Origin of the sequence: Lysinibacillus sp. BNK-21 (assembly GCF_048684915.1) — a bacterium.
GTDB lineage: Bacteria > Bacillota > Bacilli > Bacillales_A > Planococcaceae > Lysinibacillus > Lysinibacillus capsici.
This window is the reverse complement of the sequence record NZ_JBLQTS010000001.1, coordinates 4,320,351-4,336,954: the sequence shown is the minus strand read 5'-3', so window position 1 is coordinate 4,336,954 and position 16,604 is coordinate 4,320,351. Positions and strand designations below refer to the sequence as shown.

The following is a 16,604-nucleotide window of genomic DNA, read 5'->3' as shown; positions in this document are numbered from 1 at the left end:
CCACATCTCTTGATCGACTTGACAAGACGTAAGGTTATCCCCCTTTCCCTTATGACACCCCAAGTACGACTAGATGTATGCCTATATATCGTCAAAAGCCAAGCGAGCACCGATGCTCCTTGGCTTTTTTACATTTTATGGGATATTCTAACGAAGTGACAAGCTGTGGTTTTGATACGAATTATAGAAAGGTGATTAGTACAAGGAGCCATTAAGGAAAACTTAGCTTTCCTTTTGATGACAACAAATTTGTTGCTCCTTGGCAATTCCCTTTAAACGTGCATAATCATTTCCCCATGTACACATTGTATTTAAAACGGGTATAAATGACTCTCCTAAATCTGTTAAACTATATTCTACTTTTGGTGGTACTTCTTTAAATATTTCTCTCCGAACAAGTCCGTCTCTTTCTAACTGCTTCAATTGATCGGTTAGAACTTTTTGCGTAATTCCGGGTATTAATTCATAAAACTCTTTCGTCCTTACTGATTGTTGACTCAAGAAAAATAGTATTAATCCTTTCCATTTGCCACCTGCAATATCCATAAAAATATTGATTCCTGTATTATAGTTAACCATGTGCTTCCTCTCCTAAATAGGCACAAAAAAGTGGCTATACCACTTTTTTGTGCGTTATTTTCTTATTTATTATTGCTTACTATAATTAGAGGCGCAATACAATAAAAACTTAGGAGTTGTTCATAATGAGTGTAAAAGATATTTTAGAAAAAAGACGTTCAGTTAGACATTATGATTCAAATTATAAAATTAGTTCAGAAACATTGACTGCCTTAGTTGACAGTGCAAGTAAGTCGCCTAACGGAAATAATATTCAAGCAACGCGATACTTAATAATCGAGGATGCGAACTTAAGAAATTTATTACTACCTATAGCTTTTAATCAACAGCAAATAGTAGAAGCTTCAACGTTAATCGTCATGTTGGGCGACTATCAGGCATTTAACAAAGGTAATATTATTAAAATTCATGAGGAGGGGTACCAAGCAGGTTATTTTGATGAATCATTAAGAGACTATCTTGCGAATGCTGCAATAAATTATTATGAAAGTAAGACAAAAGAAGATCTAAAGTTAGAGTTAACTAGAGATGTAAGTCTTGCCTCAATGTCCTTAGTTTTGTTAGCGAATGAAGCTGGTTTTGACACAATTACGATGTCAGGCTACGATTCTAAGAAATTGAAAGAGATCTTAAATATTTCTGATAGGTATCTTGATGTTATGCTGATTGCTATTGGTAAAGGTATAAAAGCAGGTCATAAGACTGTTAGGCATAATGTAAACAAGGTAATTTATAAAAATGAAATAATTTAATGTTTTTAAACTAACCGAACTTTTAAAAGTCCAAAATTAATATCTAATAAAGAGAAGCCAGTTATGAATTTATCTTTAATGGCTTCTTTTTTATGTATTGCAAACTATGAATTTTTAAATATTCAGTGAATGGAAAGCTTATGGACTCGCATAGTAAAGAAATCGTATTTTAGTCTCTAACTCTAGAAGAAATTTACCCTACTATTTTAGATTTATCTATGAAGGTTCACTAGTCTTTGGTCGATATAAAGGATATGAGCAAATGATAGTTGTACGTATCAAAATACATAAACGAAAGGAAGAGTGGAATGGATAAATCTAAAATCCAAAAAGTAAATAAAGCCTTGATTGCAACAGTATTTGCTTCAAGTGGGATTGCTGCAGTAGTATCACCACCAAAAGCAGCAGCGGCTACTTCTCCCTTTACGGATATTAACCAATACTCGGATAATTATAATGAAATATTAAAACTATATTCTCAGGGCGTAATGAGCGGTTTTGCGGATAATACTTTCCGTCCTGATGTCAGTGTAACTCGTGGAGAGGCAGCGAAAATGCTGGCAACTGCGTTAAAATTGGATACAAAAAATATCCAAGATCCTTACTATAAGGATGTTCCAAAGGGCAATCAATATTATAAATACGTAGCGGCATTGCAAAATGCAGGTATTATGTCGGGCTATTCAAATGGCATGTTTATGCCGAATGAAGTGTTGACTAGAGGGGAACTAGCCAAAATGGTTGTAGTTGGATTCCATCTAGAGGTATCCCCTACGTACAATAATATTTTCAAAGATGTGAATAGCAAAACAAACAATGCCATCTATATTCAAACTTTAATCGATTTGAATATTACAAAGGGCACAACTCCTGTTACATTTTCTCCATTTGATCCTGTTACTCGCGGACAGTTTGCTTCGTTTGTAGTGGGTTCACAAGAGAAGAAAAATAATGAAACATCTTACAAAATCACAAATGTGGATGATGACGCAGTTTATATAAATGGCCAGTCATATACAATTCCAGAGAGTCTTGCTCATATTTTTAACGAATATAATGCTCCGGTGTTAAAAGGTGCATTCATTGAGGGGGATTTATCGAGTAAGGGAATTCGCTCCATTTCAAAATTGACCCTTAATGCAAGTGGGACAAGCACACGTTCTCTAGATTTTGATGGAAATTACGGTTCTTTTGGTGCAACGATTGTAGTAAATGGTAATTATATAGAATTCTCGAATATGACGCTGACAGGGACAATGTTTGTCAACGAAACCGTTCGCCCACCATTGCATTTAGGGGCTACTTACAATCAACCATTAGCTCTTGGTCGTGTGGCAAGTAACAATATTTCATTTATTAATTGGTCAAACCCAGATAACAATAAAGGCGATGATTCGTCAAATAACAATTCGAACGATCTTCAAAATTGGACAAAACCAAATACTGAAAATGATAAGCCATTTGTTAACTGGTCTAAAGAAAAAGAGGAAATGAAAAACGTTGAGAAGTACCTAGAATTTTATAACAGCAGTGTTGCTCGACTAGTAGTATCTCAAACAGGTACAAAAATTGAAACAAATACAAAACTACCACGTGTAGACATCATTGGAAATGTGCGTGAGTTTGAAATTCAAGGTGATATTGGTACGTTAAATTTAAATACAGAAACAAAACTTACAATTTATGGTTCAGGGAATATCGATTGGATCAATTACAATAGCTACACAGATCTAGAGCTGTATATTGATGGACGAATTGGCACATTATTTGTTGATAATTCATATGGCAAAATTGATATTGGAGATTATACGTATATTGATAAGGTCATCTTACCTAAGGATGGATCACCAAATAATATCTTCGACGATTTCCTCGATGATAAAGATAATATAGGCAATATTACTGATCCAGATGGCAAACCAATTGATAAAGAGGAAAATGAGAATCAAAATCCTGATGATAAAACAAAACCAATCATTAGTATTACGAATGTAAAAGTCCTAAATGGTAGCGAAATTCAAGCAGATTTCACTTCTGATGAAGTCGGTACGTACTATTATATTGTGCGTGAAAAGGGCGCAGAGGCACCAAATAAAAGTGAAATGGTTAACCGTCTCTCAAATAAGAACGTAGCACATGGAACTGCGGCAGCCATCAAAGGAACAAACTCAATTAAGGTTTCTAATTTAGGTGAGAAAAAAGAATATGTTATCTACATCATGGTTGTGGATGGCTCGAAAAATGCATCGGACATAGTTTCTCAAGAGTTCCAAATGAAAGATGCTTCACCACCAGTAGTGAAATCCCTACAAGTTACGCCATTACATGGAGGAACACGTGCTGAATTTACTTTTACAGCCAGTGAACCAGGAGACTATTACTACTATGTACGTAAGAAAACAACAGCAACTGATCCAACAACGGCTGACATCGTTGCAAAACCAATAGGTTCGGGTAAGGCTGTTGGAGGTAATCTAGGTATTAAGGGAGTTTTATCAGGCTTAGAGGCAGAAGAAATGTACCAGCTCTATGTGGTGATGAAGGATGCATCTGGTAACTATTCGATAGACCCTATCCCAAAAGAGGCCATCGAAGAGTTTACGACAAGTGCACTGGATAATATTCACCCTTATGTTGAACAGACGAAGTTAGAACCAGCGGGAAAATCAAATCAATTTTATTTATATTTAAACGAAGCATTAGATCCCGAAAGTGCACGGAATATAAATAACTATGATTTATCTGGGACCGTTATTGTAAATACAACAGGACAAAATAAAATTAAACCTTCGGCAGTAGATTATAAAGAAGGGGACAAAAGAGTGTTATTAACGATTCCTTCTGAAACAGGTTTTGTTTACGGTGATACATTACGCGTGACTGTTTTACCAAAAGTAAAAGACTTAGCGGATAATGACTTTGAAAATACCAGTACTGTAGATCCAGGCAAACCTGTACGAAATTATGCAGAATATATCCATCAAAAATTTGATATGCCCGTTATAACTATTGAAAATGTAATAAGTAAGCCAGATCAAAATGATAACTTTAGACGCTCTGAAGTTGAGTTTAAACCAAGTAAGGCCGGTACTTATTATTATATGGTGTTGCCTAATACTGTTGACGATAATGGGGAAGTAAAAACGTTTAGACAATATTTAACCGATAAGGGTATTACTGAACGTGATTTTGTTAATGAGTTCGCAAGTGAATCATCGTTAAAATCAGGTTACTTCCAATTAGGCGGAAAGGATATTTATATTGAACGTGGATCGGGTCCAGCTGATTTAGAGGAAGCTACAAAAAAATTCCCAATAACGTTAGCTAAAGATAAACTAAATCCATTTTTAAGCTATTCCGTGTATATGGTCTTAAAGGATCGTGGTGGGGAAATTTCGAAAATTACCTCTGGGGAAATGATTGGTGATACTAGAGCACCTTTAATTAAAAATTTAGTAGTAAAACCTAAAGAAAATGATGATACGACAGCCATGATTTCCTTTGATACTGATGAAACAACGGAGCTTCATTATTGGTTTGTACCGAAGAAAAATACAGATGGTACAACAAATGATTCAGCAAATCTAAAAATTGATACACCTGCTGAACGTAAATTTTTAGAGGATAAATTAAGAATTAGCCCAAGTGTTAAGAAAAGTGGAAAGGGATCATTTCCATTATCTGAAGCAACAGGTGTAACGTTAGAGCCTCATACGGAATACGTGGTATATTTTGGTGCGGAAGATACTTATGGAAATATGACAGTGTACAGATCCAATACCACTTCTGATGGATACGATGAATCAAGCGTAGGGTGGATGAAAGAAGATTTCTATTCCGATGGTACACCACCTAAAATAGCAGTTGGCACGCAACCATGGATTAAGAAAATATCAAAAAATGAGTTTGAGGCAATTGCGCAAAATCCGTTAACTTCAGATTCTATGACATTTAGTGAAGACAGAACATTTGTAGTAACGTTCTCAGAAGCTCTGAATATTACAGATGCTCAATTACTTTCAGCTTTAAATACTAAGCTAGATGGTACAACAGCAACAATTAGTAAGATCGAATGGGAAGACACAGTAAATATTAAAACATGGCAACCACGTAAACTATTAATTCAATTCAATCAAAGTGTTCTAAGTAGCTTTACTCTGGATATGAACAAAGGAACAGTCGTAGTCAAAGACTTTGCTGGATTGACATTCGATAAATCAATAGGAGAATTCAAATACCAAAATATGCCGGGATTTGGTATTGCTGGCGCAGGCTTGATTGGAAACCTAACTAAGAATACAAGCCTTCCTGCGACATCAAATAAAATTCAGGTTGTATATACAGTTAATTCTAGAGTGCATAATCCGAAATACTACTATGTCATGTCAAATACAAATTATGACCTTACATCATCAACAACTATTTTAACAAAGCAGCATATTATTGCAGGTATAGATCCAGAAAATAATCTAGCATTCGATGTTAAAGGTACTAACGTTATGTTAGGAGACTCGTTATTAAATATTAGTTTATGGCCAGACAGTCTAATTGGTACAGCTAATCAGCCAGAGAAGGTATTTATAGAAAATAAATATATCTACATGGTTTTAATGGATGATTACGGAAATATTTCAGATATTTCGAAAGCTACAATTATTAAATAAGTTACTAAACAGCGAGCTTTATTAATTTATTCATAATATCATCTGCTATCCCAAAAGAATTTTAGTCAAATCTACTGTGAATAATTGAAGGCAGAAATGTTGTTCAAAACAACGTTTCTGCTTTTAAATTGGCATAAATAAAGTAAAGTGATCTATTGTACCATCATATTATTTGGAAAAATAAAGGAGATTCTCACTAATTTTTATATATGAATTGAACTATTTATTTATATCTTTAAAGTCATTGGAGAACAGACAGCCTCTATAATTGGCAGTACTGACAAAGAGGTATACATATATGGTGATCATTATTCTAGAGGTGGAGAAATTATTTATAGGGAATTCCAATTAAATGTGCCAGCCTTGGTTCAAAAAGAGGCCCTTGATTCAAAATAATGGGAGTTTCAGTTTCATTTTCAATTGAACGATTGGCAGACTGTGCAGGAGATTTTATTTTTTTATAGAAGATACGGCGCTTGAATTCCCTAAATAAAGTACATTATGGAATGAGATGCCTGCTGTGAAAAATAATAAGGTTACTACTTTAGGTAGTACTACCTCCTACTTTAATGACCCTGTTTCATTAAATAAACACCTTAATTTAGTAGTAGAAGCCTTTAGTAATATAAAAAAATAAATAACATGAATAATTCATAAGCCAAACTACAATCTATCGTATTTTGGCTTTTATTTGAGAATAATTTTTAATTATAATAATAGTAGTAAAGAAGGTAGATAGGAGAAGTTAGGGCATTATGAATGTTGATGTCCATATTTACCTGTGGGATCTTTCTGCTACCGTGCCTGTCCTACAAATCAAGAAATAGCAAAACTCATGATGTAATCTCTTTCAGTTGCAATATAGTTATATACCAATTTATACGAAATTGTGGAACTCCTTACCTACTGTGAAGGAGAGGCAAGGTTAGACTTTAGTTTATCCTGCAAGCAGTAAAGTTATAACAAAGAGGCTGGGACATAACTAACTGGGACCTTCATAAAGCCGTATAATCTCTAAATTAACAAAATATGATAACTAGAAAAACCGAACTATTCCGAAATACTTCGTAAGCGTTTCAGTGGATAGTTCGGTATTTTTGTTGGTTGAAACATTTTTGTCCCACCCTCTTCTTAGCTAGGAATTTAAAATCGAGAAAGACTACTAAATTACAATTTGCTATATCTTTTTTAATGAAGAGTAACCCCTTATAAATGTCATTATTTTACAATAAATACTTATTTTAATAAAATGTAATTATAAACCATTTTTATGAGAGATCAGTAGAATTGTTGCGTGTAATTGATAAGATGCATTACAAGGAGGAAAAAGAAATGAGTAATATTTTAACATTGTCGAATATCACAAAGAGTTATCGAAATAATAAAGTAATTAATAATGTTTCTTTCTCAGTTCCAAAAGGTGAAGTAATAGGCTTAGTTGGACCAAATGGTGCAGGGAAAACAACCCTGATGCGAATAATTATGGGATTAATAACGAAGTTTGAGGGGGAGGTTCGGTTTGATATTGAAAAGCAGCCTTTAAAACATATAAAACGTATTGGAGGACTGATTGAATACCCTAGTTTTTATCCCCATATGAGTGGAATGGATAACCTTATTTATTTTGCAGAGATTTCAGGGGGATATGATAGAGATAATGTTTCATCTGTAATCCATTTATTGGGGATTGAAGGTTTTGTTCATAAGAAGGTAAAAAGGTATTCTTTAGGAATGAAACAGAGGTTAGGAATTGCACAGGCATTAGTTAATAATCCTAAACTATTGATTTTAGATGAACCCACAAATGGCTTAGATCCAGAAGGAGTTGCTGAAATAAGAGAAATATTGGGAAAAATTTCAAAAGAAAGAGGGATATCAATTCTTGTATCCAGCCATATTTTATCAGAAATTGAAGCTGTTTGTGATAAAGTTTTGTTTTTGAAGAAGGGAACAGTAGTAGATTATATTGATTTAAAAACAGAAAAACAGACTGATAGAGAGCTACATGAATTTATCATAGAAACTAAAAAAATAGAAATGGTAAAAAACTATTTAAATGATATACAAAACATACCTTTTATAGAAATAGATCAAGATAAAGTAAAATTTCAATATCTTTATAAAGATTCTGATTCTCTTATAGTAGATTTAGTAAAAAATAAAATTAGTATAAATGCTATTTATCCACTTCGCAAAGATTTAGAAAAGAGATTTTTTGAGTTAATGGGAGGAAATAAGATTGAATAGCACTTTAAGAATATCAATATTAGAGGTTAAACAATTATTCAAAAGATACGGCATTTGGTCAAGTTTATTTATTGCAGTTTTATACACTATTACAATTTATCTAAAAAGGCCCATGTATCCATCCCCTTCGGATTTGGATACATATTACAATTACTTTGGTGATATTTCGTACTATATTATTCTCATTCTGCCTTCTTTTATTATGTCCAGAGAGTTTTCATTAAAAACTTCTAGAATTATATTCACAGGATCTTTATCACGTATAAATATAGTCCTATCAAAATTACTTTCATTGATTTTAATTGGATGTATTGTTGGAACTATTCACCGATTACTAGCCAATTTATTGTGGGTATTGGAACATAATAAATTTACTCTGAATAATCTTACACACGATATTTTTACTAATCTAACAAATTATTTACTTATTTCCTTTTTTGTTTCAAGTTTATCTTTCATCATTGGTTTCATTACGTTCAGTCAAATTGCAACAATAGTTTCCATTATTTCTATGTTTTCATTTGAGAGTATGATTAGAGGTATTATTCTAATAAAATTAGATTATACAACAAAATTAGCTCTTTGGATTAAAGAGAATCCACTGGCTTTGGTTTATAAGGGAATGCAATATAATAATTTATCAATATCAAATAATATTTGTTTAGCATTAACAGGCTTAGTATTATTTTTAATATCTTTAATAATTATTAATAAAAGAGAAATTTAGGAGATTGATAATATGACTGGTATGTTTTCTATAAGCCGAATGGAAATAAAGAAAATATTTGATACATCAACATGCGTTTTTTTAATAATATTATTTATTGCTACAATTATTGATAATGTTCTTTATTATCAGATGAACTTAAGTAAAAGCGTAGAGTTAAGCGGAAATATTGGTATTTCCTTATTTATTATACAAATTTATTTTATTTACTTAGGTAGTAATATGATAGGATCCGAGTTTAGTTTTGGAACTTCGAAAATGGTATTCAGTAGTATGTTCAGTAGAAGTCAAATAATTCATATTAAAAGTGTTTCATTTTTATTTTATACTTCTTTATATGGCATTTTTAATATATTAATTGGATTAACTGTTCAACTTATCATAGGTAAACATTTCTCTAGTATGGAGATCCTAAGTACGCTATTCTCAGTTTGGATTGTATATATAGTTTATTTCGCTTCTATCTTATCAGTAGGAATATTTACAATTTCTATTACGTTTAATCGCGTTTACTCATTAATAACTGGATATGTTCTATATATTTTTTTATATAACATTGGTATACAAATTGTAGAAAGAGATGAAAGTTGGATGAAGACGATTATGGAGAATACACCATTTTACATTGCTTCTGATGGTTTTTCTACTCTATACTACAATATTAATGATATTATTTACTTAAGCTTCTTTTCAGTAGTAATTTATATAATAGGTCTCTATATTATCAAAAAAAGAGATTTGAAATAAATAAACTCTATATATTTTGTTTAGATTCTTGGAATAATCGTAGTTTATCAGGGAAATATATTTTAAATGTAGTGCCAGTATCTTCTTGAGAATCTACACTTATGCGTAACCCTAATTTTTTGCACAAGGTTTCACAAAGGTACAAACCCATACCAGTAGATTTAACATAGTTTCTACCATTGGTTCCCGTGAACCCACGTTTAAAAATTCTCTCAATATCAGATGAAGCTATACCTATACCATTGTCTGATATTAACAATAAAGTACCGTTTTCTACTTTTTTAGCAATAAAGGATAATTTAAGTGGATTATGACGATATTTGATAGCATTATCTATTAATTGCTTTAAAATAAAAATAATCCATTTTGAATCAGATGTGACTTTCAAATCAAGGTTATCCTTATATATACTACCATTGGCACGAATAATACTTAGAGATAATGATTTAATAGCTAAATTTACAGCCTTATCAAGTGTAAATGTTTCTATTCTATAATCTTGAGTTAAAGTACTACTTCTTGCATAGTATAGAGCTTGTTCAACATAACCTTCTATTTTTAATAGTTCTTCTTGAATAAGTATGTTTTCAGGTGTCTTATGGTTACTTAAAATTAACTTTAGTGCAGTGATTGGTGTTTTTATTTCATGCACCCAAAGTTCAATGTAGTCGGTATAATCACGTTGAGAGTTTTTCAAAGAGAACATACAATCATTCATGTATTTTGTTGCTTCATTTAAGATGTTGTAGAAGAATTTCCCTGAAAAAAAAGGGGGTTCCTCTACAATATCTGCGATGTATGTTTTTTCTTTGATTTGTTTTGAAATATTTTTTATTTCATTATAATATTTACTTAATTGATAGTATTTAACTATAATTGGTGTGAAAAAGAAGAATAGAAGAATTAAATCTATTACTATTACTAAACTTCCATTTTCATTATACAAGTAGAGGACACTAGAGATAATTAGCAAAGATAGTAAATGAAAAAGTATTGCTAACTGTTTTTCCTTAAAAAATTCAATTAAACTCATAACTGATAACCCTGTCCTCTCTTCGTTAATAAATATTTTTTTAAACCGATCGATTCCAATTTGCGCCTTAACCTCGATATATTAACATTTAAGGTATTTTCATCAACAAAATCTCCGTTTTGCCAAAGCTCATTCATTATTTCATCTCTAGAAACTACGTTTCCTTTATTCATCATCAATAATCTAAGAATGCATAATTCATTCTTTGTAAGTTCTATTTCTATATTATTATAAATAGCTTTGCTCTTTAATATTTCCAGTGTTAAATCTTTATAAGAAAGGATAGCACTTTTGGAAATTTCGTAAGTTCTCTTTAAAACGGATTGAATATGAGCTAAAAGGATTTGTAAATCATATGGTTTTGTAATAAAGTCATCTGCTCCTATTTGAAGACTTAATAGTTCGTCAAAGGAAGTGTCACGGCTAGTTACTATAATAATGGGCACAGAAGACACTTTCCGAATTTCACGACACACTTGAAAACCGTCTTGAAAAGGAAGGTTAAGATCTAAAATAATTAAATGCGGCATGCTTTGTATAGCATCTTCTACAATTTTTGTGAAATCGTCGCCACTTATGCATTCATACCCATATCTCTCTAGAAAATCAAAAAGTTCCTTTCTGATAATTGGATCATCCTCGATAATGAATATTTTCATTTTTAATCTCCCCTTAATCGAACCAATGAATGGTTTTATTTCCATAATTTATACCTTTTCATTATATTATAGTGCATAGTAAGTAAACTTACAAAACGGTAATATTATGATACAATAATCGATTTTTTGTTAATTCATTAAATGGTAATATTATGGTAGTAAAAGGATAAGTCATCCATAAAAGGAGTGAAATTGGGAAGTGAATACAATATTAAAAGTTGAAAATATTGAAAAGGTGTATGGTAATAAGGGTAATGTAACCCATGCATTAAAAAACATTTCATTTGAAGTGCAAAAAGGCGATTTTATAGCAATTATGGGACCAAGTGGAAGTGGTAAATCGACTTTACTTAATTGTATTTCAACCATTGATACTGCTACTGCTGGTCATGTATTTATAGATGGCGAAGATGTCACAAAATTAAAGGGCCATAAATTATCAAAATTTAGAAGTGAGAAGTTAGGTTTTATATTTCAAGAATATAATTTACTAGATACACTAACTGCTTTTGAAAATGTTTCTTTGGCATTATCTATAATTAATTATCCAGTGAATGAAATTGAACATGAAGTCGATAGAGTTGCAGCCGCTTTGGATATAAAGGAAGTATTGTACAAATACCCATATCAAATGTCAGGAGGACAACAGCAGAGAATTGCGGCAGCGAGAGCCATTGTTACAAGGCCTACATTATTATTAGCCGATGAGCCAACAGGGGCTCTTGATAGTAAATCTGCTAAAATGTTGCTGAAAAATTTAGAAATATTAAATCAGCAACAAGATGCCACAACTTTGATGGTTACTCATGATCCTTATAATGCTAGTTATTGCAGAAGGATTATTTTTCTAAAGGATGGAGAAATTTTTAATGAACTAATACGAGGAAAAGATGATCGTAAAACTTTCTTTAATCGAATAATGGAGGTTGTTGCACTACTAGGAGGAAATATCAATGATGAGTTTTAAATTGATATATAAAAATGTAGGCAGAAGTATTAAAGATTATGCTATTTATTTTCTAACTCTTGTTTTAGGTGTCAGCCTATTTTATGCATTTAATTCAGTATCATCACAACCAGCTTTAAATGATTTAAATTATTCTATGGAGATTTTTGGGGATGCATTAGTTACGTATATTGGACTTTTAACAAGGTTTATTGCAATTGTTTTTGCTTTTCTCATCATATATGCCAATCAATTCATAATGAAGCGAAGAAAAAAAGAAATGGGTATTTATATGACATTAGGGATGAGTAAATGGCGGATATCCTTTATTTTTGTAGGTGAGACCTTTTTGGTAGGGTTATTTGCTTTAATTATAGGCCTTGGGCTAGGATTTTTAATGTCACAAGTTATTTCGATATTAGCTTTAAAAATGTTTGTAGGTGATGCAGTAGGATATAAATTGTTGTTATCAAAAGAAGCTATAAAAGAAACTATTATAAGTTTTTCAATTATTTATATTATAGTAGCACTTTTTAATACTCGTAATATTATGAACATTAAACTTATCGATTTATTAACTGCGAATCGTAAAAATCAAGAGTTAAAGGTCTATAACAAATGGGCGACAAGTAGCCTTTTTTTATTAGCAATTACTTTAATAACTACTGGAATACTATTGTTAATGAAATTAGGACTTGATAAGAATTATTTAACTGTGATAGTCTCGCTTCTTGGTGTTGGTATTATTTTGTTTTATTATACCATTTCCAGTGTGATGGTGTTCTTGGCTAAAAGAAACAAAAAGCTGTATTTTAAAGAACTAAATTCATTTTTGTTTCGACAATTCGGAAGTAAAATGCAAATCAATTTTCTAGTAATAAGTATCTTAAGTGCATTACTGATAGCTTCACTAGTTGTTCTAGGTACAGGATTTAGTGTTACAAGTTCTATGAATAAACAAGTTACCACGGCAACCCCATTTGACTTAACAATTGTAAAACCATATGAGGATAACAAAAATCTTTTAGAAACAGCAAAACAAGATGGCATTCCACTTAAAGAAAATCTTAAAAGTTATGTAGAGATAATGTTGTTTAATGCAGATTTAACTTATGGAGAATTGTTTAAAGAGCAACAAGTAAAACTATCTGATTTAGAACAAGAGATACTTATGTCACAAGTTACTTTAATAACTGAAACAGATTACAATAAAATATTGGAACTATCTGGAGAAGAGGGAATTCAGTTAGGAGAAAATAAATTCATTATTAATGCAAACTATGAACCCTTTAATAAACATATTCAATATTTCTTAAATAAAGAAGGAAAAATAAGAATTGGTGATAAGGAGCTCACTCCTGCAAACAAAAAAATATTTGGCAATATTACTTACTTAACAAATTCAACCAGGGAAAATGATGTAGGAACAGTGGTTGTTCCAGACAATATGAAAAATTATATGAATCCTGATAGTTTCTTATTGAATGGTGTTTTTCCCTCTCAAGAAATAGAGGGCACGGTCTATAAAATAATGAATAATAAATGGGTTGAAAAATCTCTTGATGGAAAGATTTATTATGTAACTAAGAGTGTGATACAAGACACTTACTTTGGCGTATTTGGAGTAATAGCTTTTATTAGCAGTTACTTAGGAATAATTTTAATGATTGTCACGTTATCCATACTAGCATTACAGCAATTAACAGAAACCCAGGATAACAAAGAAAGATACCTGACATTATCGAAAATTGGTGCAGATAAAAAAATGATTAATAGGTTGTTATTTAGACAAATTGGATTTTATTTTATTTCACCTTTAATTATAGCTAGTTTCATATCAATCTTTACTACTAAGGTTGTATTAGAAAAATTAGAACCATTTTTTGAAGTCTCTATCAAACAGAATATGTTTTTAAGCTTTGGTATTATTTTGTTGCTATATGTAATATATTTCATTGCAACTTATCAGAGTGCAAAACAGGTAATTTTAGACAATAGACTTAAATAAAAGGAGTAGATAATATGACTGAATTTCTAATGGGTTTTGGATTATCGGAGGGAATAGTTGAAACTATTAAATGGTGGATCCCGTATTTAAGTTTTATAATGATCATAATAATCGTAACCATTTTATTCAAGGTTATCCGTAAAAAGAAAATAAAGAATGCGAAAAATTAATAAGGTATTTAGTTTAAAAAAGCATTATTCTTGGTTAAATGATCTTAGAACTAACATGACTTGTTCCTCACAATTTTACAATTGACAATTGAAGCAGTTAAAAATAATAGCGTATTCAACTTAAACCCAGAGCGTTTCTGGCCTTATGATCCAATTGCTGTAGAATCACAAGTTGAAGAAATCGCTAGCATGCTTAAGGAACTTTTGGAGAAAGAGAAGTAAATGTTATAAAAATGCCCAAGTGGAATGATTACCACTTGGGTTTTTTCTACTACGTATCCAAAAACCGGGGAAGCCGGCCGAGCAAACAAGGTAGGACACTCACATGGTCCTCCTCATCAAACTTCACATAATTAGTATGAATGTTTTGGTCGCTTAAATGCTTCAGTCGTTCAGCCGCTAGATCAGCTCCCTCTAACATATCTGGCAACTCGTTAGCACCGATTGTGAGTAAGAGATTAATAGCATGCTGACCGTTCCAATCATCAAAACATCTGTCTATTAATTTTAGTACTGCATTGTCAGCCCACCAAACAGAAGGACTGCCAGCTACAATGTGACTGAATAAGTGAGGTTTTGCACATAAAGCATATAGTGTGAAAAGACCGCCTAAGGAATGACCAACAATCGCTTGCTTCTTTTTATTGATAGGCCATTCCTGTGCTATAGCAGGCATAAGCTCATGTTCAATAAAATCTAAGAAATCATTAGCTTTGCCGTTTGGAGGCCAAGGCGTTCCATCTGGACGTGGTGGCAGATGTTCTTTGGTAACAGGTAGTGTAAAATTGAGACAGCGTCGCTCCATATCAAAAGGTTCCTTTGAGGGATAACCGATGCCAATAACAAGAATAGGATCATAGCCTTTTGGTTTACGTGTTTGTAATTTCACTGCCTCTGCAAGTGTTGGAAAAAGGGCGTCCCCATCTAAGGCGTAGATGACAGTATAACCATCTGCTGGTGGTTCATCTGTTGGGCTTGCAATTAAAATGCGATAATCTAGCTGTTGACGAGATGTCATGGCAACTTCAAAGTAGTTTTCTGATGTATAAGGTTTCTTTGTCATTGTTATCATGGCGCTAAAAACTCCAATACATCTTCTATCACTTTTCCTTGAGCATGAATACCGCCATTTAGCCAGTAATCCTCAGATGTCTCAAATACTTGATTGTTTTTGAAGGCTGCTGTACTTTGCCAAATTTTACTGTTCTTCAACTCATTTAAAAATTCATCCCCAAGATTACCATCATTGATTAGGAAAATATAATCGGCATCCAGTTCAGGTAGAATCTCCAATGATACTTCGAAGGCACCATTTTTCACGTAGCTGCTTTGTTCAAATCCTAATTCATGTGTTAAGACATACCCACTAAAATACTCATCCGTCATGAAAAACATACCTTTTGCATTAAAGCGAATTAAAGCAATTTTTTTACCCTCTGTTATAGAGGATAGCTTTGTTTTTGCTACATCTACTTTTTCTTGATAATCCTGTAAGGCTTGCTCAGCCTTGTCTGTTTCATCAAGTAGTTGCCCTAAAACTTTAATAGAGCCTTCTAAATCACTTGCAGCATTATTAAAAACATAGGTTGGTGCGATTTTTGCATATTTTTCATAGGTGCCATTTTCCATATAAAATGAATTGTGCAAAATAATTAAGTCTGGTTTATCTGCTATAATGGCTTCGGCTGATGGGGGACCGCTTGCAAAGCTAATTTCTGGTATACCCTGTAGCTGATCTTGTAAATAAAGCTGTGGCTTAACACCATTAGACCATTGCATAGTAGGCTTGATACCAAGAGCTAGTAATGAATCCTCCATGACAGGTGCAAAAATTTTAGTAGGCTTAGCTGGTAGTGTTACCTCATTACCAACCTCATCTTTTAGTGTTAACGGATAAATACTTTGCTCCTTTGTACTTTCTGAGGATGCCTGCGTTTCTACCTGTTCCACTTTATTGCTTGATTGGGTATTGCAGGCGGAAAGTATGCCGATAGTTAGCAAAAACATCGCTGATAAATAGGCAGATTTTATAATTGTATGACATTGAATAGGACAATTTTGTTTCATTGTTC

Annotated in this window: 12 protein-coding genes; 7 read left to right on the top strand and 5 right to left on the bottom strand. The window is 32.2% G+C overall.

What is annotated here, in order from left to right; translation table 11 throughout:
• Positions 1 to 222: 222 nt before the first annotated feature.
• Positions 223 to 579 carry a winged helix-turn-helix transcriptional regulator gene (locus tag ACMGGO_RS21730; protein WP_048390751.1) on the bottom strand — a complete coding sequence of 119 codons (357 nt, stop codon included), beginning with the start codon at positions 577 to 579 and terminating at the stop codon, positions 223 to 225.
• A gap of 125 nt (positions 580 to 704) precedes the next feature.
• On the opposite strand from ACMGGO_RS21730, the gene ACMGGO_RS21725 reads away from it, so the two are divergent.
• The 5 genes from ACMGGO_RS21725 (at position 705) to ACMGGO_RS21705 (ending at position 9,716) form a co-directional block, all read left to right on the top strand.
• Positions 705 to 1,331, top strand: a complete 627-nt coding sequence (locus ACMGGO_RS21725; protein WP_048390749.1) for a nitroreductase family protein — start codon at positions 705 to 707, stop codon at positions 1,329 to 1,331.
• A gap of 308 nt (positions 1,332 to 1,639) precedes the next feature.
• A complete protein-coding gene (locus ACMGGO_RS21720; protein WP_420282255.1) occupies positions 1,640 to 5,995 on the top strand; it encodes an S-layer homology domain-containing protein in 4,356 nt (1,451 codons plus the stop codon).
• Between the two features lie 1,332 nt (positions 5,996 to 7,327).
• A complete protein-coding gene (locus ACMGGO_RS21715) occupies positions 7,328 to 8,242 on the top strand; it encodes an ABC transporter ATP-binding protein (protein ID WP_279493647.1) in 915 nt (304 codons plus the stop codon).
• Positions 8,235 to 8,969 (top strand): hypothetical protein, encoded by a 735-nt coding sequence (locus ACMGGO_RS21710; RefSeq protein ID WP_279493649.1) that lies wholly within the window; start codon positions 8,235 to 8,237, stop codon positions 8,967 to 8,969. The genes ACMGGO_RS21715 and ACMGGO_RS21710 overlap by 8 nt, the downstream gene beginning before the upstream one ends.
• A gap of 12 nt (positions 8,970 to 8,981) precedes the next feature.
• Entirely contained in the window at positions 8,982 to 9,716 is a 735-nt protein-coding gene (locus tag ACMGGO_RS21705) for a hypothetical protein (protein WP_202342733.1), read from the top strand.
• A gap of 7 nt (positions 9,717 to 9,723) precedes the next feature.
• Here ACMGGO_RS21705 and ACMGGO_RS21700 read toward each other — a convergent pair whose 3' ends face one another.
• Complete coding sequence (locus tag ACMGGO_RS21700) at positions 9,724 to 10,749, bottom strand: sensor histidine kinase (RefSeq protein WP_279493652.1); 1,026 nt, start codon at positions 10,747 to 10,749, stop codon at positions 9,724 to 9,726.
• On the bottom strand, positions 10,746 to 11,408 hold the full coding sequence (locus ACMGGO_RS21695; protein ID WP_420282254.1) for a response regulator transcription factor: 663 nt from the start codon (positions 11,406 to 11,408) through the stop codon (positions 10,746 to 10,748). The genes ACMGGO_RS21700 and ACMGGO_RS21695 overlap by 4 nt, the downstream gene beginning before the upstream one ends.
• Before the next feature lie 199 nt (positions 11,409 to 11,607).
• On the opposite strand from ACMGGO_RS21695, the gene ACMGGO_RS21690 reads away from it, so the two are divergent.
• Complete coding sequence (locus ACMGGO_RS21690; protein WP_009373595.1) at positions 11,608 to 12,375, top strand: ABC transporter ATP-binding protein; 768 nt, start codon at positions 11,608 to 11,610, stop codon at positions 12,373 to 12,375.
• Entirely contained in the window at positions 12,362 to 14,362 is a 2,001-nt protein-coding gene (locus tag ACMGGO_RS21685) for an ABC transporter permease (RefSeq protein WP_279493654.1), read from the top strand. The genes ACMGGO_RS21690 and ACMGGO_RS21685 overlap by 14 nt, the downstream gene beginning before the upstream one ends.
• Positions 14,363 to 14,803: 441 nt before the next feature.
• On the opposite strand, the gene ACMGGO_RS21680 is transcribed toward ACMGGO_RS21685, so the two are convergent.
• Together ACMGGO_RS21680 and ACMGGO_RS21675 are read right to left on the bottom strand one after the other, a co-directional pair.
• On the bottom strand, positions 14,804 to 15,604 hold the full coding sequence (locus ACMGGO_RS21680; RefSeq protein ID WP_420282253.1) for an alpha/beta hydrolase: 801 nt from the start codon (positions 15,602 to 15,604) through the stop codon (positions 14,804 to 14,806).
• Complete coding sequence (locus ACMGGO_RS21675; protein WP_279493659.1) at positions 15,601 to 16,599, bottom strand: ABC transporter substrate-binding protein; 999 nt, start codon at positions 16,597 to 16,599, stop codon at positions 15,601 to 15,603. Before ACMGGO_RS21675 ends, ACMGGO_RS21680 begins: the two co-directional genes overlap by 4 nt.
• Positions 16,600 to 16,604: the final 5 nt, after the last annotated feature.

What these genes read in the sequence shown, in the direction of transcription:
- ACMGGO_RS21730 (WP_048390751.1), bottom strand. Translation starts at nt 579, where the DNA reads ATGGTTAACTATAATACAGGAATCAATATTTTTATGGATATTGCAGGT.
- ACMGGO_RS21725 (WP_048390749.1), top strand. Translation starts at nt 705, where the DNA reads ATGAGTGTAAAAGATATTTTAGAAAAAAGACGTTCAGTTAGACATTAT.
- ACMGGO_RS21720 (WP_420282255.1), top strand. Translation starts at nt 1,640, where the DNA reads ATGGATAAATCTAAAATCCAAAAAGTAAATAAAGCCTTGATTGCAACA.
- ACMGGO_RS21715 (WP_279493647.1), top strand. Translation starts at nt 7,328, where the DNA reads ATGAGTAATATTTTAACATTGTCGAATATCACAAAGAGTTATCGAAAT.
- ACMGGO_RS21705 (WP_202342733.1), top strand. Translation starts at nt 8,982, where the DNA reads ATGACTGGTATGTTTTCTATAAGCCGAATGGAAATAAAGAAAATATTT.
- ACMGGO_RS21700 (WP_279493652.1), bottom strand. Translation starts at nt 10,749, where the DNA reads ATGAGTTTAATTGAATTTTTTAAGGAAAAACAGTTAGCAATACTTTTT.
- ACMGGO_RS21695 (WP_420282254.1), bottom strand. Translation starts at nt 11,408, where the DNA reads ATGAAAATATTCATTATCGAGGATGATCCAATTATCAGAAAGGAACTT.
- ACMGGO_RS21685 (WP_279493654.1), top strand. Translation starts at nt 12,362, where the DNA reads ATGATGAGTTTTAAATTGATATATAAAAATGTAGGCAGAAGTATTAAA.
- ACMGGO_RS21680 (WP_420282253.1), bottom strand. Translation starts at nt 15,604, where the DNA reads ATGATAACAATGACAAAGAAACCTTATACATCAGAAAACTACTTTGAA.
- ACMGGO_RS21675 (WP_279493659.1), bottom strand. Translation starts at nt 16,599, where the DNA reads ATGAAACAAAATTGTCCTATTCAATGTCATACAATTATAAAATCTGCC.